General features: G+C 37.1%; 18 protein-coding genes and 1 tRNA gene. 11 read left to right on the top strand and 8 right to left on the bottom strand.

Annotation, left to right across the window (positions count from 1 at the left end; genetic code table 11):
* The first annotated feature begins 368 nt into the window (after positions 1–368).
* From OCK74_RS07685 to OCK74_RS07675, 3 genes are all read left to right on the top strand, one after another.
* The gene (locus OCK74_RS07685) at positions 369–1,295 is read left to right on the top strand and encodes a DMT family transporter (protein WP_279296434.1); all 927 of its coding nucleotides are present in this window, start codon (positions 369–371) and stop codon (positions 1,293–1,295) included.
* Between the two features lie 61 nt (positions 1,296–1,356).
* Positions 1,357–1,438: transfer RNA gene (locus OCK74_RS07680), tRNA-Leu, on the top strand.
* 336 nt (positions 1,439–1,774) lie between these two features.
* Positions 1,775–2,335: a hypothetical protein gene (locus tag OCK74_RS07675; RefSeq protein WP_279296433.1), complete on the top strand. Its 561-nt coding sequence runs from the start codon at positions 1,775–1,777 to the stop codon at positions 2,333–2,335.
* Between the two features lie 951 nt (positions 2,336–3,286).
* Here the strand turns inward: OCK74_RS07675 and OCK74_RS07670 are convergent.
* Positions 3,287–5,197 (bottom strand): AAA domain-containing protein, encoded by a 1,911-nt coding sequence (locus tag OCK74_RS07670; protein ID WP_279296432.1) that lies wholly within the window; start codon positions 5,195–5,197, stop codon positions 3,287–3,289.
* Positions 5,198–5,345: 148 nt separating this feature from the next.
* Here OCK74_RS07670 and OCK74_RS07665 point away from each other — a divergent pair, with 148 nt between their 5' ends.
* Positions 5,346–5,810 (top strand): YMGG-like glycine zipper-containing protein, encoded by a 465-nt coding sequence (locus OCK74_RS07665; protein ID WP_279296431.1) that lies wholly within the window; start codon positions 5,346–5,348, stop codon positions 5,808–5,810.
* A gap of 92 nt (positions 5,811–5,902) precedes the next feature.
* Here the strand turns inward: OCK74_RS07665 and OCK74_RS07660 are convergent, their stop codons facing one another.
* Complete coding sequence (locus tag OCK74_RS07660) at positions 5,903–7,345, bottom strand: sialate O-acetylesterase (protein ID WP_279296430.1); 1,443 nt, start codon at positions 7,343–7,345, stop codon at positions 5,903–5,905.
* Between the two features lie 124 nt (positions 7,346–7,469).
* A complete protein-coding gene (gene bglX / locus OCK74_RS07655; protein WP_279296429.1) occupies positions 7,470–9,719 on the bottom strand; it encodes a beta-glucosidase BglX in 2,250 nt (749 codons plus the stop codon).
* Positions 9,720–9,918: 199 nt separating this feature from the next.
* On the opposite strand from bglX, the gene OCK74_RS07650 reads away from it, so the two are divergent.
* The 7 genes from OCK74_RS07650 (at position 9,919) to OCK74_RS07620 (ending at position 18,634) form a co-directional block, all read left to right on the top strand.
* On the top strand, positions 9,919–11,334 hold the full coding sequence (locus OCK74_RS07650; RefSeq protein ID WP_279296428.1) for a lipopolysaccharide biosynthesis protein: 1,416 nt from the start codon (positions 9,919–9,921) through the stop codon (positions 11,332–11,334).
* A 92-nt stretch (positions 11,335–11,426) separates the two neighbouring features.
* The gene (locus OCK74_RS07645; RefSeq protein WP_279296427.1) at positions 11,427–13,067 is read left to right on the top strand and encodes a hypothetical protein; all 1,641 of its coding nucleotides are present in this window, start codon (positions 11,427–11,429) and stop codon (positions 13,065–13,067) included.
* A gap of 2 nt (positions 13,068–13,069) precedes the next feature.
* Positions 13,070–14,038 carry a glycosyltransferase family 2 protein gene (locus tag OCK74_RS07640; protein ID WP_279296426.1) on the top strand — a complete coding sequence of 323 codons (969 nt, stop codon included), beginning with the start codon at positions 13,070–13,072 and terminating at the stop codon, positions 14,036–14,038.
* Between the two features lie 87 nt (positions 14,039–14,125).
* Complete coding sequence (locus tag OCK74_RS07635) at positions 14,126–15,265, top strand: glycosyltransferase family 4 protein (protein ID WP_279296425.1); 1,140 nt, start codon at positions 14,126–14,128, stop codon at positions 15,263–15,265.
* Positions 15,262–16,377, top strand: coding sequence for a DUF1972 domain-containing protein (locus tag OCK74_RS07630; protein WP_279296424.1), 1,116 nt, complete (start codon positions 15,262–15,264; stop codon positions 16,375–16,377). The genes OCK74_RS07635 and OCK74_RS07630 overlap by 4 nt, the downstream gene beginning before the upstream one ends.
* 584 nt (positions 16,378–16,961) lie before the next feature.
* Positions 16,962–17,615 carry an O-antigen ligase family protein gene (locus tag OCK74_RS07625; RefSeq protein ID WP_279296423.1) on the top strand — a complete coding sequence of 218 codons (654 nt, stop codon included), beginning with the start codon at positions 16,962–16,964 and terminating at the stop codon, positions 17,613–17,615.
* Between the two features lie 140 nt (positions 17,616–17,755).
* Positions 17,756–18,634: a hypothetical protein gene (locus OCK74_RS07620; protein ID WP_279296422.1), complete on the top strand. Its 879-nt coding sequence runs from the start codon at positions 17,756–17,758 to the stop codon at positions 18,632–18,634.
* A 41-nt stretch (positions 18,635–18,675) separates the two neighbouring features.
* Here OCK74_RS07620 and OCK74_RS07615 read toward each other — a convergent pair whose 3' ends face one another.
* From OCK74_RS07615 to OCK74_RS07595, 5 genes are read right to left on the bottom strand one after another with little or no spacing between them, the layout of a single operon-like run.
* Complete coding sequence (locus OCK74_RS07615; RefSeq protein ID WP_279296437.1) at positions 18,676–20,010, bottom strand: B12-binding domain-containing radical SAM protein; 1,335 nt, start codon at positions 20,008–20,010, stop codon at positions 18,676–18,678.
* Positions 20,011–20,066: 56 nt separating this feature from the next.
* Positions 20,067–20,882, bottom strand: coding sequence for a class I SAM-dependent methyltransferase (locus tag OCK74_RS07610; RefSeq protein WP_279296421.1), 816 nt, complete (start codon positions 20,880–20,882; stop codon positions 20,067–20,069).
* Positions 20,869–22,329: a B12-binding domain-containing radical SAM protein gene (locus OCK74_RS07605; RefSeq protein WP_279296420.1), complete on the bottom strand. Its 1,461-nt coding sequence runs from the start codon at positions 22,327–22,329 to the stop codon at positions 20,869–20,871. The genes OCK74_RS07610 and OCK74_RS07605 overlap by 14 nt, the downstream gene beginning before the upstream one ends.
* A 5-nt stretch (positions 22,330–22,334) precedes the next feature.
* Positions 22,335–23,399: a radical SAM protein gene (locus OCK74_RS07600; protein WP_279296419.1), complete on the bottom strand. Its 1,065-nt coding sequence runs from the start codon at positions 23,397–23,399 to the stop codon at positions 22,335–22,337.
* A 59-nt stretch (positions 23,400–23,458) separates the two neighbouring features.
* Positions 23,459–24,121: a methyltransferase gene (locus OCK74_RS07595; RefSeq protein WP_279296436.1), complete on the bottom strand. Its 663-nt coding sequence runs from the start codon at positions 24,119–24,121 to the stop codon at positions 23,459–23,461.
* Positions 24,122–24,139 lie beyond the last annotated feature (18 nt).

Raw genomic sequence — 24,139 nt, 5'->3', positions numbered from 1 at the left:
TTGACCGCTTCCACGTTGGAGGCGCCCACGATGTCGGCACCAGCTTCTGCCAGGGCAATGGCCATCGCCTGTCCCAGTCCGGTATCGCAACCGGTGACCAGGGCAGTTTTGCCTTTAAGTTCAAATTGATTTAAAATACTCATGATTGATGATTATAGTTGAAAATTGAGTTTGGCTAAAAAACGTGCAAATCTAAATTGATTTGAGCTGTATTAACAAAAGTTATTGGGAGCACCATTAATATACCTATTCGTCTTTTTTAAGTTTTCAATTTCCAATAAAATGCAGAATCGCTCATTCTAACTTATAACTTCGCGCCTCATACCCGATCAAGATACAGAAATTACTCCTTAGCCCTTTAAATTATTATGGAAGTTACTGATACGACTAAACAAACTATCAATATCAAGGGATTTATACTGGCTATTACCGGAGCTATTCTTTTTTCAACCAAGGCTATCATTGTCAAAAAAGCATTTTCAGAAGTTAAGGTAGATGCCCTGACGCTTCTTACCATCCGCATGATCTTTTCACTGCCCTTTTACCTGGTAGCAGCTTACCTGGTCAGTAGTAAGGAATCCAATATAAAACTTACCAGCCGGCAATGGTCAATTTTATTGTTTTTGGGATTATTTGGTTATTACCTAAGTAGTCTTTTTGATTTCATTGGCTTGCAGTATATATCAGCAGGACTTGAACGGCTGATCCTGTTCCTCTATCCCACTTTTGCCGTTCTCATCAATGCACTGGTCTATCGTCAAAAAATACAACGAAATCAATTGATAGCGCTGATACTGACTTACATGGGAATAGGACTTGCCTTTATGGGCGAATTGCAGATTGATGCCGGTAACGAACAATTTTTTTGGGGCAGTTTTCTCATTTTTCTTTGCTCCATTACGTTCGCCATTTACCTAGTGGGCAGTGGACGCATCATTTCGGAGGTAGGAGCTTCCAAATTCACGGCATATGCCATGCTTTCTGCTACACTTGGCGTTTTCACCCATTTTGTCATCAGAGGGAAGTGGGATGTAGTGCAACAAAGCAGCAACCTGTGGTGGTATGGCGTATTGCTCGCTATCGCAGCAACGGTGCTCCCCACCTTTCTTACGTCCAACGCTATAAAAAGGATAGGTTCCAGCAATGCCGCTATCATTTCCAGTATCGGTCCGGTTTCTACCATTCTCCAGGCTCATTATTTCCTTGGTGAAAAGATCTTTACCGAGCAATTGATTGGGACCGCCCTAGTTTTATCAGGAGTTTTGTTGTTAGCTTGGAAAGAAAAAAAGATTTAAAGAAAAATTTAGGTTTTGATTTGTGAGCAACCCCTATATTTGCACTCCAATTTCACGGGATGCCCAGGTGGCGAAATTGGTAGACGCACCGTCTTCAGGTGGCGGCGCCGCGAGGTGTGCTGGTTCGAATCCAGTCCTGGGCACTAATATGAAAAAGGCCTTTTAAGTCAACAGCTTAAAGGGCCTTTTTCATATTACATCATTTCCGAGTCATACTTTTCCTACTTACCGCTCTTCCTATCGAAATGCCTATTTAACATTTTTACAATTCGATCCAATATTTATACATGTAAATGCTTCCCCTGTATTTTTTTCGTCTTTAGTACGGTTTTATTAGGCTTGGTCCATTTATAACATTTTGTTGATATCAACTACAATTTCGATGTCGCGTACCACTAATGTAGATAGCCTTTGATTTCCATCCAGGGGCAAATAATTTGGTGGCGTAAACAATACTCCTAACCAACAAACGAAAAGCCATGAAAAAAGCAATCATTGCAAGACTAATAGGGCTTAGTACCCTATTAGTTAGCACCTCCTGTTCTTTTGCACAAACAGCCGCAACGCTTTCTTCAACTAACGGCATACAGAAAACGAAGCTTGCAAACACATTGAACAGCACAAAGCCCAATAAGGAATCAAGAGCCCTCGCTATTAATGAAGTGAGTTCAAAAGCCGTAAGAACTTTTGAAAGATATTTTAAGAATGTAACTAATCTACAATGGTTTTCTATTTACAAAAACAAATACCTGGCGACTTTTACTACAAATGAAGGAAGAAATGCCAGGGCATTGATTGCACAAAATGGATATATATATTATGCAATAAGCTATGGCAATGAGGAAAATCTAAGTAAAGAACAAAAGAACCAAATTAAATTTAGTTATATTGATTATACCATTAGTAAAGTAAGTGAAGTAAGCATAGGGAGTGTGAAGGCATGGGTCATTAACCTGGAAGATAAAGACAACCTGGTAATTGTTAGATTAACACAAGATGGCATGCTTGATGAATTGGAGCACTACCAAAAGCAATTATAGGAAAAGTAACGGTGAACAATAAATGCAAATAAAAATCCCCTCAAAGAGAGGGGATCATTTATAAGGCGCTCAGAAATTATTTAATATCTTTCTTCATCGGACAACGGACGCCTTAGTTTGATAGGATTGGATCTTGTTTTCAATAGAATGCTCGGACCTAAAAACGGGCTTTGGAGGGATAAATGGATTTTAAAAATTCAAATTCTCGTTTGATTGGTCTTACAGGATTTGGTCAATAAGTAGTTAGCTTTTCAGGGAAATTGGAATTTGCAATAAAGTTGAAAGGATAAAGGATAATTGCTTTTATAAGATATTGGAGCCAAATTTATCGTTACCGGACACAAGTATACATAACATTTGTCAAGCTCAACAATAACATTGGTCAACTCAGTTCCTACTTCAGGGAATATTCAGATTATTCACACAGTTAAAAACACCGATGCAGCATGACTTTTAATTGACCAAAATATTTTTTCCACATTTTCACATTTTCATACTTACGACAACAGGATCTGTAATAAAAAATCCCCTCCAAATAGAGGGGACAGTTTAGGCGATAAAAAAATTCAACACAATTTTCATTGCATAACGGACGCCTAGTTTTCAATGGGTACCCGCGGATTAACAAACGGGCTTCTTTAGAATAAAATGCAACTAGTTTTGGTTCTCATTAGGGTAATTGGATTTTATTTTCCAGTTTTAAAGGATATCGGATCATTGATGACACAAAGCTAGTATCAAGATCAGTAGTTAACTTTCAGGTTTCGGTGAAAAGAGGAATATCAGGGCTAAAACAACCTATATAACAGGTAAGAATTATTTATAAAAATCCTGAAAATCAATCAACTAGTATTTACACTTAGCCCAAGGTAATAGAGTATTTATATAGTAGCATTTTAACTATTATAAAAATCCGAGCCAGAAATATAAGTGCTAATTGATAGTTTACGTTTATCCAAGATAGTTAAACTCCCACGCACTCTGGTAGGCATCTTGTTCCTGTGTATAATTGATAAAGTCTGCATAAAATGGTAGTTGCGAAAGAGTGGCACTATCTCCAATTACAACAAGTTTTTTCTTAGCGCGGGTCATGGCAACATTCATCCGACGGATATCTGATAAAAAACCAATTACATTTTCAGTATTGCTCCTGGCCATACTGATGCAAACGACGTCACGCTCCTGCCCTTGAAAACTATCAATTGTATTGACAGAAATGTAATTGATGAATGGCGCCAAACCAGATACAAGCAGCATTTGCTCTTTAAGCATTTCTACCTGATGCTTATAAGGTGATATCACTGCTATAGAAGGAAAGTTACCAGGTGCATAATAATCATTGAGCTTTAAAGCCAGGTCTTGTAAATATTTCAACAGGAAAGAAGCTTCTTCCGGATTACAGATACTGGTACCTTCCAACTTCTCATCAAAACCACAGCCGGCAGTATCTATAAATGAAAGAGGACGATCTTCCGGAAACAGCAATTGTTGTGCAACAGTTGGGTGCGCTTTCAATTTACTATTATAGAAAACTTGTGAAGAATATCCCATAATCAACTCATTCATCCGGTATTGCTCCTCCAATAATACAACAGCTTCCGGATGCTGTGCCACACATTTCTCCAACAAAGTACTGCTAAGCCCATTCTGAGCAGCTTCATTTGACTTAATTGTTGGCGGCAGTTGACAATGGTCTCCTGCTAATACTACTTTTTTACTTTTAAGGATAGGGATCCATGAGGCTGGCTCTAATGCCTGGCCAGCTTCATCAATAACAACAGTATTGAATTTTAATTGGCGAACAGTATAATGATTGGCACCAACCAGGGTAGCAGTAATCACATTAGCCTTCGACAACACGTCATCAACAATATACTGTTCCATATTTTCAACCTGTTTGCTGATATTGCGCGCTTCTGCAAACAATGCTTTACGTTGCTCCCGTTCTTCTCTTCCAAAGTTGCGCTTATATTTATGAGCCATATCCCTGAATTCATTAGCACGCTTTTTCAATCTTTTGATTTCTTTCATGTCAGGATGTAAAGCCATTTTACTGTCAAGGGTCAGCGACATCAAACGCTCTGAAACCCGCGCGGGATTCCCTACCCTAACAACATTCAGTCCTTCATCAGTCAATTTTTCGCTGAGCAGGTCAACGGCAGTATTACTAGGTGCTACTACCAATAGCTGCTGGCGATCCTGTTGTAAGATTGCTTTGATGGCTTGAACCAGGGTCGTAGTTTTCCCGGTACCAGGAGGTCCATGAACAATAGCGAGTTGATTGGCAGTTAGAATTTTCTGGACAGCAGCCTGCTGACTAGAATTTAATTTATGATCAGCCAGTTTTGGAATATCATTATGAAAGCTTGACTTTTCTTCTCCCAGGAGTAACCTGATCAAATGCCCCTCTTCCCTTTTTTCGGCCAGCGTTGATGCCTGTTTCAAAGCATTTTGCATTTCCTCGTAGCTATTCTCATCAAATACAGCATCAATACCTAGCTTACCATCACGAGCCCATTCGGGTAATTCGTCAGTACGCAAGGTTATTTTCAACCGGTTTCCAGCAATGTAGGAGATTATGCCTTCTACCCTATTATTTTCAGGTTCATAATTGGAAAAAAGAGCAGCCGATGTACCAAATCTAAATTGATGAATAATATCCTGGTGTGTTGGGCGCTCCACCTCAACTGTTAAAAAATCACCATGACCCATTTCTGTGTCTTTGATTACAATGGGATACCAGGTCAAACCACTAGCCCTGCGCTCTTGCACAGGTAACGTATTAATGATGTTTTCATAAGCTTTTCGATCTTCCTCCCGCTCAAGATTTAACAATTGGAGCAACCTCTTAAAATAATCCATCCGGTAAAGATAAAAGCCTCAAAATGGTATTTACCTATTCGAAATCGATAAAATTTCTTAATTCTTTAAATTGTTGAGCTTTTGGTACAGTTTTGGACTATTTCTTGCGTTAGATTGAGACAAATTATTCTAACTCTAAAAGAAAACTATGAAATCTGTTTTTTTAGGTCTTTCTGCAGCTATCTTAATTGCTTCATGTAACAATGACAAAGGCAATACAGCCGAATCTACCCCGGTTGACACAGTAGGTATGGCTGAGTACCAAGCATTTAAGGCGCAACATGAAAAAGATTCCATCGAACATGCAGCTGCACTCGCTGAAAAAAATGAAACAGCGCCAAGTAAATCTTCCGGAACTACTCATCATAGCCGTTCTTCGGAAAGCAGCTCCGGGGCTATTTCTTCAGAATCAGGCAATACTGCTGAAGCTAAAAAAGGCTGGAGCAAAACAGCCAAAGGTGCAGTGATTGGCGGTGTTGTTGGTGCAGGTACAGGAGCGGTTATTAATAAAAAGAACCGTACAAAAGGAGCCATTATTGGTGGTGCAGTTGGAGCTGGAGCGGGTGCCATTATTGGCCGCGATATGGATAAAAAAGATGGACGGGTTCATTAATCCGGCTAATAATGATAAATTAAAAAAGCGCAGTTGTTGAAACTGCGCTTTTTTAATTTAAGTGAATGGTCTTTTGTGAAAGATGAATGGTATTATTTTCCAGTGGCAATGGCCAATTTCTTTACTTCTCCAGTATCTACCGGCCAGTCATCAGTCCGGAATAAATTAACAGGCAATCCTTCTTTACTGAATAGATTTGGCATAGCCTCATTGCTAAAGCCAAAACGAACAGCAACCGGCTTCATCACAATTTTAGACCAAACAACTACTGTATTTCTTTCAATTTTTGCTTGAGCAGGTATAAAATTTTTATCCTCACCTGCAATATAAAATTCAGTTGGTGCTCCACCTTTACTTACTAATCCATTTTCTGCGCCTTCGAAATATATCCGGATTTTATCCTTTTCTATTTGCATCCGTTGATAAAAAGGGCTTTTATTGGATATACCACTTTTCCCATAAGTCTGAACAAGCGCATAGTTAGCCAAACGAAAGCCTACCTCTTTCTTCATCCGGGGATGGATGTCATTGATATTATCCACCAGGTCGCTCACTACAACCATCCCGGTATTTGGATAAACCATGCTCTTCGTTTGTGCTTCCCTTAATAAGGGCGCTATATTTTTATTTCCATAACCTGCATAAGGAGCGATCTGTACATAATAGAAAGGAAAATCTTTTTGCCAAGCTTTACGCCAGGCTCCAATCATTGATGTAAAAAGCTGTTGATAAGAAGCTGCTGTACCCGTATTACTTTCTCCCTGGTACCAAATGGCACCTGCTATATTATAGTTGGTTAGCGGATTAATCATAGCGTTATAAGTTGCACCCGGGACTACTGGCCACCACTGTGCAGCAGTCAATCTGCTGGCTGCCTGTTTCAAAACGGCATCCTTTTCCACTACCTCTTCAGGAGTCCATACTTCTGCAGGTGTACCGCCCCAGCTGGCATTTACCAGACCTATGGGTACCTTCAACTCCTTTTGCAATTTATCGCCGAAAAAATATCCTACGGCACTAAAACGCTTCATATCCTCTGGATTACAAACTATCCATTTTGCAGTCACATCATCCTGCGGATATTCAGCAGTTGTTTTTGGGATATGGAAAAAGCGAATACTTTTATTAAGAGCATTTGCTGCCTCATCTCTATAAGGTAAACCCAAGTTCACACTCCATTCCATATTGCTTTGTCCACTGCATACCCAAACTTCACCAATCATCACATCCTCCAACTCTATAGAGCTGTTTCCTTTAATCGAGATTTTATAAGGCCCACCTGCTGCAGGTGTTTTGATCACAATGCTCCACTTTGCATTACCTGAACCAACGGTTGAATAGGTGGTAGTATCCCAGGTGGTATTGATCCTAATCTTTTCAGAAGGATTGCACCACCCCCAAATTTTCACAGCACTGTTTTGTTGCAGTACCATATGGCTACCTATAATTGCAGGCAATCGTAATTGTGCAAATAATGGTGACATACCGACCAGCAATGAGAACATGAATGTAAACAAGAAACTTCTTTTTTTCATACGATCAAATGTGTGTAATTACAATTATAAAGTAATATAGATTATTGTAACAACCTTTTAAAAAATGGCTCCAACTCTTTTGCCAGGAGTGCATGATCCTCCAGGCTTGGGTTGTGGTGGAAGATTATTTGAGTTCAAATGAACTTTCTAGAACATCCCTTGAATTACCACCAACAAAAACACTAAACTTGCCAGGCTCCAAAACAGTATTGCCAGCCTCATCAAAATAAGAAAGTTTGCCGTTATCCAGTTCGAATGTGAGTGTCTGACTTTCCCCCTTCTTCAAGGAAACCTTCTGAAAGCCTTTTAATTCTTTTACAGGACGGATAATGCTTGAAGCAATATCCCTGATGTATAACTGAACTACTTCCTCACCATCAAAATTGCCACTGTTCTTCACCGTAACATTCACCTTCAATGTTTCTCCTTTACTGATCGCCGGGCTACTCAATTGTAGGTTGCTGTAATCAAATTTGGTATAACTTAACCCATACCCAAAAGGATAATATGCCTCTCGTGGAATATCACGGTAACGGCTGAACCAGTTTCCCTGACCATCTGTTTGAACAGGCCTACCGGTATTAAAATGGTTATAATAAACAGGTATCTGGCCAACAGCATAAGGAAAACTTATCACCGTTTTTGCAGATGGATTGTACGCACCGGATAAAACGGCTGCCATAGCATTTCCTCCTTCGGTACCCAGTATCCAGCTATATACAATAGCATCAGCAAGCGGTTCAACTTGAGTGAGCACCAATGGGCGGCCAGCTGAAACAACTGCAACTATGGGCTTTCCTGTTTGTTTTAATGCTTTTAACAATTCAACCTGTCCTTGTGGAATCACGGGATTAGCAAGAGAGCGATCTTCACCTGCCAGTTTACCTGACAGACCAATATTTACTACGATAACATCTGCTGACTGAGCGCTTTTAACAGCCTCACCAATCAGGGCATCGGTAGTCGTTGCATCGGCATTATAACCATTGGAAAAGGAGATGCTGCTTTGCCCCCAAACCTGTCCTAGCCCTTCCTGCAGTGTAACAGCATTTTTAAAGTCCCCCTGAGCGATCCAAAAATCAAAAAGATCACTCTTGCTGGCAGCATAATATCCAACCAAACCGATTTTCAGTGGGGAAGCCTTTAAAGGCAAAATATTATTGTTATTTTTAAGCAATATTATAGAACGCTTGGCAGCCTCCAAGGCTTCCTTGCGATGAGCTGCAGTAAATAAGGTAGCCGCCTCCTTTTTAGCATCACTATATTGGTAAGGCTTATCAAACAGTCCCAATTTAAATTTGTAATACAAAATCCTGCCTACAACTTCGTCCAGCTCCGGCATAGTTATTTTTCCTTCTTTCACTAGCTCCGGCACAAATTGCCCCATGATCTTGGATTCCATATCGATCATACTACCAGCTTTGAATGCCTTCAAGGCTGCATCTTTGCCATCAGCTGCATATCCCCAGGTTACCATTTCTCCAAATGAGGCCCAGTCACTCACCAGGAAACCTTTAAAACCCCATTTATCCTTTAATACATCTGTCACTAAATATTTAGATCCACTAACCGGCACGCCTTCAAATACATTGAAGCCATTCATTACCGTTGCAGCACCTGCTTCCACAGCAGCTTTGTACGGAGGCAAATACTTATTCCATAAAGCAACCCTTGAAACATCAACATAATTGTATTCCCTGCCTGACTCAACAGCACCATAACCTGCGTAATGTTTCACACACGCCAGGATGTGGTTGTTATCCAGGTTACCCTGCAAACCCTTCACTCTTGCGGCAGAGACCAGCCCGCCATACCAGGGGTCTTCACCGACACCTTCCATAACCCGGCCCCAGCGTGGATCATTGCTGATATCACACATAGGAGCAAATGTCCAATTGATCCCTGCGGAAGAAGCTTCCCTGGCTGCAATAGATGCATTCTTTTCTATTTGAGACAGATCCCAGCTGCAGGCCTCTGCCAATGGAATAGGAAATATTGTTTTGTAACCATGTATTACATCGTAGCCGAAAAGCAAGGGTATCCCTAAGCGGCTTTGTTCAACAGCAATGGTTTGAATTGCTTTTGTTTCTGCAGCTCCAATTACATTGAGCAAGGTGCCAACTTTACCATCGCGCACCATTTGCATCTTTGCCTTTTGCCCAGCATCATTAAGTGCAGGACCAGTAAAAGCGCCGCCATTCAATTGATTCAATTGACCGGCCTTTTCTTCTAACGTCATTTTTGCAAGCAAATCTTTGACACGCTCTTCTATTGGCAGGGTAGCATTTTTATACATGGGCACATCAGTTTTCTTCTGAGCATATGCATTTCCTGTCAACAGGAAAAGCATTATCGCATAAATAATCCATTTCATATATACAAGCGTTATTTTATTAATATTCATAAAGGTATATTGGAAAATCACTTGTTATTATGACTTTTATATTTTACTGACCCTGTCAGATTATTTAATCGATTCTCCTATTGATACATAGCTTTATAAGTCCTATTGGTACAATACTAAAATTACGATAAGGCAACCCCTCGAGCCAGATCTTCGTTTGGTTTATAAAATGAGACAAAAATTTATTCGCAATATTTCTTTTAATGTACTCCAACTTGTAATCAATCAGTTTTTTGGCTTAATTGTTTTTTACCTTTTATCTAAAGGTCTTACCAAGGAAGACTTTGGAGAATTAAACTGGTGCCTGGCGGTGCTCCTGACTGCTTTCAATATCCTTTCATTTGGAATTGACCAGGTATTGATAAAAAGGATTGCAGAAGGCAAAGATGCCACATTACAACTTTCTTTATATTTCTTACATGTGGTCATCACTGGGCTACTATTTTACATTTTTTTGTTTACCAGTTTTATTTTCTTTCCTAGCCTCAAACAACACTATTTTCTACTTGTTCTAGGAATAGGAAAATTATTCTTCTTTTTTTCAACACCATACAAGCAAACAGCCAATGGACTGGAGCAGTTCAATTTGCTCCTGTTCATGTCAACCTGCTCGAATTTCATCAAAGGCATAGGATTGATCATCATCGCAAGTTTGAACACCTTTACCTTTAGAAATGTTGTTCTCATCTTTGTATTGGGCGATTTTGCAGAAATGGTAGCTTGCCATTTTATTATAAAAAACAATTTAAAAGCAAACATCCGCTTTGGCATTATTCGAATAAAAGCTTACACCCAGCTCTTAAAAGAAGCCTTACCCCAACTGGGCGTGGTTTTATTTTCTTCTGCATTGGCCCGCCTGGACTGGATACTTATTGGGATTTTTTCCTCTACCTCTAAACTGGCTGAGTATAGTTTTACGTATAAGATCATTGAAGTATCCACCTTACCACTGCTCGCGATTGCTCCCATATTAGTCCCCAGGTTTACCAGGATGCATTTGAAGCAAGATATGGAGCCAATGAATTCCTCCTTATCTACCTTATTACGCTTCGAAATCATCATTGCATCTTTTATTGCTTTAATTTTAAATTTAGCATGGTCGCCGGTAATTGATCCGCTGACCAATGGCAAGTATGGGGAAGTAAATCGTTATACCCTATTTATTTTAACGCTTTCCATGCCCTTTCTTTACCTGAATAATTTTTTATGGAGCCTTCATTTCTCCAAGGGAAATCTAAGGATGATCCTTCAAATTTTTGCTGTAACCTTTTTTGTAAACTTATTATCTAACCTTTTACTCATTCCCACCTTTCAGAATGAAGGTGCCGCTACCGCTTATTTTTTAGCCATATTTTCCCAAAGCCTCTTTTACATTCTAAAAACTAAGAGAACATTTACTGTTCCGTGGCCTTCCATTATAATTTGCGCCTTTTGCGCCTTACTCAGTGGCATTATCAGCAAAAGCTTACCAATGAATCTTTGGTTCATTTTAGGTGTGGCTCTGCTCAGTTATAGCGTCTTTCTTTTGTTAACTACTCAATTAAAGCAAAACGACTGGAAAATGCTTAAAAGAGCCATAGAGTAACAAAAGAATTTACTTCACAGACAACCTCCTTTTACATTCTTCCGTATTCAATAAATTATATCATTTTTTTCAGCACTCTTAAATAATATGGAATGAACACTAAAAATGGTGTTCTTAGGATAAGAAACTGGCTAAAAGAAATAGATTGGAAACTGCTCGTCTTCCTTTTACTATTTCTAAATGTTAAGCTGGCTGTTAAGGTAGCAGCCATCATCATCGTATTTTTGATGCAACCTGACTTTACATTTGACTTCAGGTGGAAGGATTCACGCTTGCCATTATTTTATCCATTTATTTGTCTCATAGCAATCATCAATCTCATTATTTATCAAGGCTTCTTCCAGGTAAATTATGATGTGGTCTTTATAGTAGGAATGGCACATTGGTTACTATGTCTGCTGGCAATACATCAACTAAAGGCTTTTACAGAAAAACAAAACCCCCATATTATTTATCGAACAATTGCAGTCTTTTTCATTATAAATTCTTTATGGTCGTTTGTACAAATAACACAAATTATTTTGGAAACAGGAGCTATCAATCCATACCGTTACCAGGGAGAATTTCAGAAATATTTTATCAGTACAGGTGATTATATCAAAGGCATAACATTCGATACTTCCACTACAAATGCCGCCTTAAATGCCTTTGGTATTATCTTTTTTTTATATAAACGAAATATATTAATGGTGCTGTTGTGCATGACAACACTGTTGATGGCTGCCAGCAATTTGGTTAACATACTTCTGATTGCAACTTTTGCGGCTTTGTTTGCTTTTAAAATTGATAAAGACCAAAAGAGTATTATTATCGCCTGTTGTCTCTTTATGGCCATTTTTTTTGGTAAAATATCACCGCAAAATGGCAATTATATAATGGAAACCTTAGAAAGAATAACGAATAAAAAACTCATTGCCAGACAACAGCCAGTTAAAGAAATACCCATTACAGAGCAACCTGACAATCAGTTAACTACTGAGCAACGGAAAGAGAAGATAGCTACTTTGTATTTAGATAGTATCAGAAAGATACGCTACCAAAATTATTTTAGCGATTCTAAAGAAAAGAAACAATCGTTTGAATTTGCAAATTATGTAAACGGAAGGCCTACAATACCGCAGGCCAATATTCATAGTGCTCCTTATCAGCATAGAAACGATACTAATGCTGTCCGCAAAGAATTGCTTCAGTTTATTTCAGAACATACTAAAATCACAACAGCCTCCAATCATCATTCAATTGCCTCAATCGGGAAGCTTTTAGCCTTAAATCAAACCATTCATTTCTTTGAGCAAAATCCTCAAAAGCTAATGACAGGTGCAGGTATGGGCAATTTTTCCTCAAAACTTGCTTTTCGAACAACGGCACTACATTTTGCTGGTGGATACCCAGCAAAATTCGCCTACATGCATCCTGATTTCGAGGAGAATCATTTAGGCTTATACCTATCCTATTTTAGCAAAACAGCAGATGAACATTCGATTACGAATAGTCCAAATTCTGTTTATGATCAGTTAATTAGTGAATACGGAATATTGGGCTTCGGGGTCTTCCTTATTTTTTACGCCGGTTACATATTGAAATCATATCGCAAACTTAGTTATGGACTCCCGTTAGCATGCATATTGTTCAGCCTTTTTTTCATAGATTATTGGTTTGAGCAATTATCCATTGTCATTCTTTTTGAGTTATTGCTCTTATTGGATAAAAAAGAAGCGTTATTAAAACAATAAAGATGATGGATGCAATAATAAAAATCTCTGTTTTAATGCCTGCTTATAATACCGGCGAATTTATTGCAGAAGCCATTAAATCGGTACTTAACCAAACCTTTACCGAATTTGAACTCATTATCATTGACGATGGTTCAACAGATAATACTGCTGCAATTGTTCAATCTTTTCATGATCCCAGAATTGTATTTATTCAGCAAGAAAATAAAGGCATTGCCAGTGCGCTGAATACAGGCCTGCAATATGCACGCGCTGAGTATATAGCAAGGTTTGATTCAGATGATATTTGTTATCCATACCGGCTGCAAAAGCAATATGAATTTCTTTCAAGTCATCCTGAATATGTTATCGTAGGCTCTGCTGTAGATTACATAGAACAACAAGGGGGATATATTTTTACCTACTACCCTTCTGCACGGTCTTTTGAATCCTTGAAGGCAACCATGCATCATACTTGTCCGTTTATACATTCAAGTGTATTATATCATAAAAATACAATTCTGAAACATGGAGGATATAATTCGTTCGCTTTAAGTTTTGAAGATCACTTATTATGGATTAATGTTTTAAAAGAAAGCAAAGGATATAATTTACAGGAGCCAATGGTAAAAGTACGACTGAATCCTAATTCCATTACAATTGATGAAAAGTGGCGCACCCATGACTTTCGGAGAATTAAATATAAAGCACTGAGAAAAAACGAAATAACAGAAGCTGAAGCCAAAAAATTGCAGCAGGCACTTCTGCAACAAAATAAAAGGCAAATTAAAGAGGGGGCTTATTACGCATTACTTGCCAAGAAATATTTATGGAATAACCCGCAACCACAAAGAGCCAGATTGAACCTAAGAAAAGCTTTATTACTAAATAAGTGGAACTGGAACGGCTATATTTTCTATATACTTTCTTTTTTACCAAGTTCGCTTTTACAAAAAACTTATAGAAGAATAAAACAGCACTTACACAGCTAAAGATATTAAAAATACACTCATTGAAAATTGTGCAAGTTGTACAAAACGTGGTATGGGATAAGATCAAAAACTTTTGAACGCTTAAAAATGAGAAAAAAGATCAAACTATTTGTTGACGCTCATTGCTTTGACACAGAGTACCAAGGCACCCAAACTTTTGTAAAAGAACTATATACTGAATTGAGCAAACAACAGGATGATTTAGATATTTACTTTGGAAGCCGTTATCCGGATAGAATCAGTCAAGCTTTGCCCTTTATCGAGCCATCAAAGATTCTACCCTATCAAAAGCATAAACTGCCTTACTTCCGGTTATTCTTTGACATCCCTGCTATCCTCTCCAAACATGCCTTTCACTTTGCCCATTTTCAAAATATTGCGCCTGTCTTTAACGGAAGGAGTCGACACATTGTAACATTACATGACGTTTTGTTTAATGATTATAAACAGGATTTTCCCAAAAGCTATCGTTACTCAAGGAATTGGCTATTTAAGAGAAGTTTCAAACAAGCGCAGATAAAAACTACAGTTTCACAATATTCATTAAAAAGAATATGCTATCATTATAAAATATCACCACATCAAATTTCCATTATTTCAAATGCGGTAAACAAACCAGCAACCACTATTTTTTCATCAAAATCGGCCGCACAAAATTATATCAGTACAAAATATGGTATTCAAAACTTTATTTTATGTGTCAGCCGGATTGAACCCAGGAAAAATCAACTGCTTCTTTTAGATACTTACTTGCAACTAGGTTTACAAAACCAGAATATTGCGCTTGTATTTATAGGAAAAGAATCTATTCCAACACCAAAATTCCGGAAGAAACTTCAGGAACAATTAGAAAGTAGTGAAAGTCAGGTTTATTGGCTGGAACAAGTAAATTACCTGGAGCTACAGGCTTTTTACAATGCCAGCCTTTTGTTTGTGTATCCTTCCAAAGCAGAAGGTTTTGGCATACCACCATTAGAAGCAGCATTGTGTAATGTTCCTGTATTATGTTCCTCTACTACTGCTATGGAAAGTTTTTCTTTCTTCAACCCTTACACTTTCTGCCCTGACAATGTACTAGAGTTCAAGGAAAAGTTGCATCGCATGCTTAAAGAGCCTTTGACACACCAAACTCTTGTCTCCATACAAAAAAAGATTCTAGATCAATATTCATGGGCGCAAAGTGCTCAAAAATTCTACCAACTAATTAAGCAAAGCTACGTTCAATGAAATTAAAGATTGCCATAATTGGTACAAGAGGCATTCCAAATCACTATGGAGGCTTTGAGCAGGCTACAGAATTCCTTTCTGAGGGATTAATGAAAAGAGGACATGAGGTAAGCGTATATAATTCGCATAACCACCCCTATCAAAAAAGCACCTGGAATGGCGTGCATATCATTCACTGTTATGATCCGGAATACATCATCAAAACGCCAGGCCAGTTTATCTATGACTATAACTGCATCAGGGATGCCAGGAAAAGGAATTTTGATGTTGTACTCTTTATGGGCTATACAAGCAGCTCTATCTGGGGCAAAATCTTTCCAAACAACTGTGCTATTATTTCTAATATGGATGGCCTGGAATGGAAAAGATCGAAATACTCAAAACCAGTACAATACTATTTAAAATATGCAGAATACCTGGCTGTCAAGTTCAGCCAATATTATATTGCCGATTCTGAAGTAATAAAGGACTATTTAGATAATCATTATAAAATTCAGTGTAAATACATTCCATATGGGGCTGATTTATATAATAATTGCAAAGAGGACGCATTGGATAATTATAGCCTAACCAAATGGAATTACTTTTTGTTAATGGCCCGAATGGAGCCTGAAAATAATATAGAAACAGTTCTTGAAGGATTTCATAAAAGTAACTCAGGAAAGAAATTTATGGTTATAGGCAATATCAAGGAGCGATATGGTCAATATATAGCTCATAAATATACTAGAGATGATCGTATTAAGTTTTTAGGAGGCGTATTTGACCAATCTATAGTACATGCCATACGAACCAATGCACATTTATATTTCCATGGTCACAGTGTTGGTGGCACTAATCCTTCTTTACTTGAGGCTATGGCAAGCAAGGTGTTGATTGCTGCACATGAAAATGACTTCAACAAATCCGTATTACATAATGATGCATTTTATTTTTCTGACTTTCAAGATGCGCAATACTTAATCAACTCAGTTGAAAGAAACGATACAGAAATTAATATGATCAACAATAACTATAAAAAGATACAAGAACAGTTTAGCTGGGAAAAAGTAATTGATTCGTATCATGAATTTATTTGTGCTTGTTATCATCAATTTAAAAAGAATTTATGAATCTGAATATTGAAGATACACTCACCAATAAAATCAGCTTTTATCATTTGCTGTTTTTCCTGGTAACTCTTCCATTTGATCGTTTTTATTGCGAATTAATTTTAGTGAGTTTCTTCATCCACACCATGATACACTTAAAAAAGGGCCAATTTAAAGGTGCATGGAGTCGAAAAGTTCTCATTCTACAATCGATTTATTTACTTACTATTATTGGGTCTGTATACACCTCTAATTTTAAACAAGCCTTTTCTGATTGGGGCCGATTATTAGTGGCATTTCTTTTTCCTATTTTATTTGAACTAAATGGATTGAACTTTCATAAATATCAATTTAAACTATTAACAGGCTTTTCCCTATCCGTTACTATTATCGTTCTTTATTTATATTTTGATGCGTTGAATGTGATCATATTCAATCACTTTCCAATATCCTACCTTTTCTCCTATCACTTTATTAACCAAAATTTTTCCAAGCCAATTGATATACATGCTACTTATTTTTCATTTTATGTAGCACTATCATTAAATTATTATTTGCTTTTGTTCATCAAATCCAGAACCATCACAAATAGAATACTTTTGCTAATGGGATCCGCTATCTTATGGTGCGGATTGGTTCAATTAGGATGTAAATCAATTTGGTTCACTGAGTTGCTCATCTTAAACATCTTAATACCTTTTTATTGTTATTCTTCGTCCAATAGAATTAAAGCCGCATTAGTCACATTAATGGTTTCATCTATAGCCGTCATTGCCATCCTAAATTTGGGCAGTTTCAGGAACAGGTATGTTGATGGATTAAAGACCGAATGGAGCACTGAAGCCATAACAACAATTGCCGACCCCCGTATAGAAAGATGGAAAGCTGCTATAGAATTGATCTGGAGTTCTCCAATCGTGGGCTATGGATCGGGAGACGAAGTAGATCTATTAAAAGCCAAGTATTTCCAGAAAAAGCTCTATGACTCCTATTTACACCATTTAAATGCACATAACCAATATCTTAGTATATGGATCAAGTTTGGAATTATAGGTTTACTGGTTTATTTATATACGTTATTATATGGTTACAAACTAGCATTGCAATCGAGAAATATATTATTTCTTAGCTTTTTATTACTAATTACAATTGTATCTTTTTCCGAAAGCATTTTAGACGCAAATAAAAGTTTATTTTTTTACAGCTTTTTCTTTTCATTTTTTGTATTCAGCTGCAGGCCTGAGCAACGATTACAATGATCTTATATTTCAATCAAATACAGGCGGCAACCTGTCAATCAATACTAACGTAATAATAATAACGATATTTAATAACAATATCAATTTATCATCAGTTGTGCATCAAGCGAGACATATTAGCGGTTCTATCTTATTTTGACATGTTTGATTATCCTCTTACAGAAGAGGAAATATTTTTATTTCTACCCAATAAATATCCAATCACATCTGTAAAAACATCAATCGAAGCCCTTGAATTAAAAAATTGCATTTACCAGTTTGATGAATTTTATTCTATCCAAAATAAAGCTAACCTGTCAAGAAGAAGAAAAGCCGGAAATGACAAAGCCAAAAAGTTATTAAAAACAGCGCATAAAATAGCTCATTTTCTATCCTATTTTCCTTTTGTCCGTGGTATTGGCATTTCCGGTTCACTTTCAAAAAACTTTGCAGATGATCAATCTGATATTGATTTGTTTATTATAACGGCAAGCAATAGATTATGGTTAGCAAGAACAATGATGCACTGTTTTAAGAAATTAACTTTTCTGCTTCATAAGCAGCATTTTTTCTGCATGAATTACTACATAGATGAAGAGATGCTTCAAATAAGGGAAAAAAACATCTATACAGCCATCGAAGTGGTTACCCTATTGCCTTTATATGGAATTACAGTTTTTGCTAACTTTTATAAAAGCAATACCTGGAGTAGCGTGTATTTACCCAATCAATTCATAAGTACTACCTGCATTCAGGAAACGCCTCTTCCTTTATTTAAGAGAACTATAGAGTTTATGTTTAACCATGTTGTGGGCAACTATTTAGATAATCTGTTTATGAAAATAACAACTAGAAGATGGCATAAGAAAACACAACAAAGAAAATTAAATAACCGAGGAATCGTTATGAGCATGGATGCGGGAAAGAAATACGCAAAACCAAATCCTATGGTTTTTCAGACACAGTTGCTTGAAATCTATAAAAAACGACTTCTATCTATAATGAATAAATATGAAAATTACCTGGAACCTATAAATTGATCGTTCCTAATATTAGTTTTCAAGTTTTATTTAAAATCCTATTATTTTTCTAACATCAACATTCGACCTTTTGCCCACATGGACTTCAGTTTAAATCTTATCAATTCGCGCCAATTGTGTTCAGCACTGTTCCATGCTTTATGGAAGCTTACTTCGTTATTAATCATTTTAACTGCATAATCATAATACTTTCTCTTGTAAGTTCTTTTGAAATCAATATCTCTATCGGTACTCTTTTCCCAAGGCAAGGATTTGATAAACCGTTCTTCCACTTCTGCGTATAATGGGGTTCCTTTAATTGGGTAAGCGATTGTAATAGTAAACAGATCAGGATCGGATAGTTTTAAATGATTCACTGTTTCCCATATATCTATTTTTGTTTCACCTGGATAGCCAACCATTATAAAGGTACCAGCCTGTAATCCAAATTTCTTTGCTAATCGAATCATATTTCTAACCTGTTGCACCTCAACCCTGCGGTCCATCAAATCAATAATTTTTTGGGAACCACTTTCTGCGCCAATCCACACCCGAAAACAGCCGCTCCTTTTTAAGTCTTTCAACACCTCTTCATTTAAACGATCGGCGCGGGTAATACATTCATAAGGGGTAACTAAATTACGTCTTATCACCTCTTCGGTAAATTCATGCATCCATTTATGGCTTATTGTAAAGACATCATCAACAAACCAAATGCTATCAACTTGATAATTCTCTTTGATTGATTGAATTTCATCCGCAACTCTCACAGCACTTCTTCTACGGTAACTTTGCCCGTATACTGCACGACTACACCATTTGCAACTATAAGGACATCCTCTCATTGTATTAATTGAAATAGCACTCGTTCCATGCTTACTTTTCCATACATCAAAATAATTCTGCAGATTTACTTTTTTCCTGTTGGGTAATGGTAATTCATCTAGATTTTTAAGTTTAGATCTTTCATTGTTCTGCTGCACGAGTTGATTTTTGTCTTTATAAGCAATGCCATCAATAGAACTTAGCACAGCAGAGGATTCTCCATCCAACCATTTTACTAGTTCCAACATAGTTTGTTCTCCTTCTCCCAACACAAGGTAATCTGCACCGTTCTCCAAAAAATTATGAATATGGTTTCTAACTTCAGGCCCGCCAAGAACAATGGATGTATGATTTAATTCTGGTTGATTTTTTATAAATTGTATGATGCGTAATACATTCAGCTTCGTCATAAGGTTCGTATAAATGCCTACCACATCAGGCTTAGTTTGCAACAGTTCATCACAAAGCTTGTCAAACGAAGAAAAGGTACTATCAAATACAGCATTTGGATAATCATGTTGCTCCAGGTATGCAGAAATATATAAAATGCCCAGAGGAACATATGGGCGCATTATCTTTAATTCTCTTTCATCTTCATGAATAAAATACCCGTGCGTGAAAAGTATCTTCATCGTACTTTATTTTTAAAAAGTAAAAATGTGTGATCTGAGAGGCCTGATAAAAGAGGTACTTTCGAAAACTTAAGTTCCATTTTATTTAATGCTTTAAAAAAGCCAGGCTTTTTTACTACCCAATTTTCTAAATAAGAGGGCGGGACAAACAAACCAACAGGCCTCTTTTGCACTAATTGAAAACGATACATTAATTTTTGAAATTGACCAACAGAGTAATAGTATACAGATTGCGTTATACCATAACTTAAATTCACTTTTACCGCTTTATTACTCCACCTTCTAAAGGCTTGTTTTAGATCCAACTGAACAAGATAATAAAGGGTTTCCCAAAATGTATATTTGCCAAATAAAATAACAGCCAAGTAGCCATTAGGCTTTAGTAAAGAACTTAAATCATTATTCAGTATTTGTAATTCCCCAAAAGATATACAGTTTAATCCGGAAAAATTAGAGAAGATAACATCAAACTTTTGCCCTTTTAATAAAGAATACAATCTTTCAAAAGGACATTGCAGGAAACTAACATTGCCAGGAGCAACAACCATGGAAGCCTTCATTATAGCTCTCTCTATCATTTGAGCCGACGCATCAGTTGCCATTACTTCATGTCCTAATGAAGTCAGCCACAAAGCATCATCACCTGTACCACAATTTATCTCTAAAATTTTTAAATCATTTTTACCTTTTAAAATTGGCATTATATTTTTCCGAACAGCTAGACGTTGCTGCTGTCCAATAAGTGTCTGAGAAAAAGAGTCATCATACGTTGCTGCAACAGCATCGAAGGGCGTTTCATCAATTTGGCACATAGCTTTTTAATTGTATTTTATTGATCAATTGCTTATAAGCATACCAAAAAGTTGCTAATGCTATTTTCCAGTCCTTTCCATTCAATGAAAAAGGAGACTGGAAGGCTTTCAGAATTAAAGCTTTTCCCCGGTATACTTTGAAGCTATGGTGAACATAACGATGAAGATTTTTATAAAAAGAGGGAGGGTATGTATTTACAAATAACAACGCCAGGTCATCCGAGTCTGTCCAGTTAGTTTTTTCCTTCATTTGAGCGTTTACTTTTTCATAGAAAACTGTTCCGGGTAGTGGATAGGAGACTGAAATTCCTATCTCATATGGCTGCAATTCTTTAATCATTTTAATGGTTAAGGCTATATCTTCCTTTGTTTCTCCCAGGTAACCAAATTGAATAAAAAATGAAGGTTTTATCTGATGTTTTTTCAATAAAGTAGTCGCATCCCGAATCTGGGCTATAGTGATGCCCTTATCCATTGCATCTAGGATTTTTTGTGACCCACTCTCAGCTCCCATCCAAACATTATCACAACCTGCCTTATAAAGATGATACACATAGTTTTCCTGCACTAATAAATCTGCTCTTGATTGTATCTTGAACTTAAACTTCAAGTTTTCCTTTTGAAGACATTCAGCAAATTCAGCTACCCAGCCAGGCTTTAATCCAAAAATATCATCGCAGAACCAGATATGGTCGAAACCAAAACTTTCTTTTAAAAAGATCAACTCTTTTACAACTGCCTCCGGAGAACGGGCATGATAGCGATTTCCATATATTGGCTTGGCACACCAGTTACATTTAAACGGACATCCCCTGGTGGTGCCTATGTTCATGGAGAAGTACCCCGCATGTTTCATCCAGGTTTTCCTGTACAATTCTATTTCGACCAAGTCCCATGCAGGTAGTGGCAGGATATCCAAATCTTTTAAAACCGGTCGCTTTGCTGTTTTTTTTATTTCAGAATCCAACTTGAAAGCAATTCCCGGAATGGTTGAAAAATCATCAACTTTACTTTCCAGTGAATCAATCAACTCCAAAAGTGTTTGCTCGCCTTCACCTAAGATTATAAAATCAGCCCCTACCTGAAGATATTTTTCAAAATGGTCAGTTGAATCGGAACTAGATATAATTACAGTGCACTGGTTTTCTTTTGCTAATCTTATCATTTCAAAAGCCGCATTCCGCATATTGGACAAACACATCTTTGTCAGGTAATTGAACCCATCATCATAAATAATAACATAATGCGGCTGGAAGGATTTAATAACAGGAATGATTTCCGCTGAAGCGTCGGCAAACATTGTATCATGCAGCATTACTTCATATTTATTTTCACGCATCAAGGCCGCTGCATATAAAGTTCCTAAAGGAGCATAAGGCTGTCCTAGTTGCCACTGCTTTACATCAAGTTTTAAAAAATAAGAATGAGTAAACAAAATTCGCTTCATCTTTTTCAGTTTTTTGTTGTAACAACAGGATTCAACCAGGCAGGCAGATTTAGGGAACAAACACAACGTTTGCAGGTTTCGTCTTTTTCCACATTTAAATTCTTCCTGAATTGCTTAGCTCTTTGGCCGTTCAAAATATCGATCAAGGAATTATTATGGATATTGCCTATTTCTGAATGAAAAAAACAAGGTTTTACCACACCATCTGCTTCAACTACTGTTGAAACCCATGGTGCATTGCATTTTTTGTAAGGAAAATCACACTTGTTATATAAGGCACTGTAGAAGTTATAAATCTTTTTTATCTTTTCTGGTGATTCGGCAATAAAATGTTGTAAGAAATCATTCTGACATTCACTAAGTAATTCATCGATTATCTGCATCAATTCAGGCAGTTCTTCTTCGTGCAGGGCTATTTCCAATTGCCGGTCGTCATTCCACAGGATTGGGCGGTTGAAGGCATGACTACTTACATCTGCCGGTAAAAAGCTAATCTGGTTCAGACCGATTTCTTTTGCGCTTTTGATTATTCTTTTCCATACTTTATAATTAAGCCTATGAATAACAGTTCGGGCTGAAATACGGTAAGAAGGGTTTATGGCTTTTAAGTACTGAACACCCTCGCTCATCTTTTGATAAGCACCTTTAATATTTCGTATGGTATCATGCGTCTGTTCATCACCATCCAGGGAAACAATAATATCATTCACCAGTTGCAACAATGAAGCAGCATGTTTACTAAGCGAAAGTCCAGTCGTTAAAAGGGTTATATGCAAATTTTCCTTACGAAGCATTTCACAAAAAAGAAAAAAATCAGGGTTAAGCAAGGCTTCCCCACCAGACATCACTACCTGCCTTGTTTCTAACTTTTTTAAAGTTGCAATCAAATCCCTGATATCAGACTCTTTCAGTTGCCTTAAATGCAGGTTGCTTTTCCAGATGTCGCACATGATACAACGGCAATTACAGGCGCTATGTGGCATGAGTATAACAATAGGCAACGCCTTAATATCATTTGTATGCAGTGTACGATATCTTTTATATGTATGTAATAATGATTGCTGCAACATTCATGGGAGTTAAATCAATTTAGAACAAAATGGTTAACTGACACTTGTGATACGCACATTTACCAGTATCCGACTGGTTTTATCTGGTAAATAAAATTTCTTTCAATAAGATTCTTCCTGGAATAAACACACTTCATTTGAAAATTATTTTTTGAAGCAAATGCTCTTACCATTTCAATGTCACATCCATCACACAAGGTCATAATCACTGTTGATTCAGGTAGTACATAATTCCCTATACTACTAAATAACTTTTCAAAGTATTCGCCATTTTCCCCACAGTACCACGCATAATCATAGGACGTAATTGGTTGCTTTTTATAGTAAGGAGGATTAATTATGATCATGTCAAAATGCTGTTCCGGGATAGATGCAAATAAATCAGAATAAATGATCGTAAATTCAACACCATTAGCTTTTTTGTTCTTTTCTAAATAATCAATGGCTATGGGGTTAATATCAGAAGCAGTCACACAGGCCCCTTTCCGTGCTGCTTCTATGGCTATCAAACCACTGCCGGCTCCTAACTCCAAAACCCTCATTTGCTGTAGAGGCAAACGGTTGATAAATTTTAATAACAATTGAGTGCTAAAAAAGAAGCCTGGATGAAATACCTGTGGAGGTATTTGCAGTCTTATCCCCTTATAATTGTAATTACGGGTACAAGAAAGGTATTTATCCAATATTGGCTTATAAGTAGTTTCGACAACATATTTAATCATCTTATTCACGAAAATGGT

Origin of the sequence: Paraflavisolibacter caeni, from assembly GCF_025628885.1 — a bacterium.
GTDB classification, from domain to species: domain Bacteria; phylum Bacteroidota; class Bacteroidia; order Chitinophagales; family Chitinophagaceae; genus Flavisolibacter; species Flavisolibacter caeni.
The sequence above is the reverse complement of the archived record's forward strand: the minus strand, read 5'-3'. Positions and strand labels throughout refer to the sequence as shown.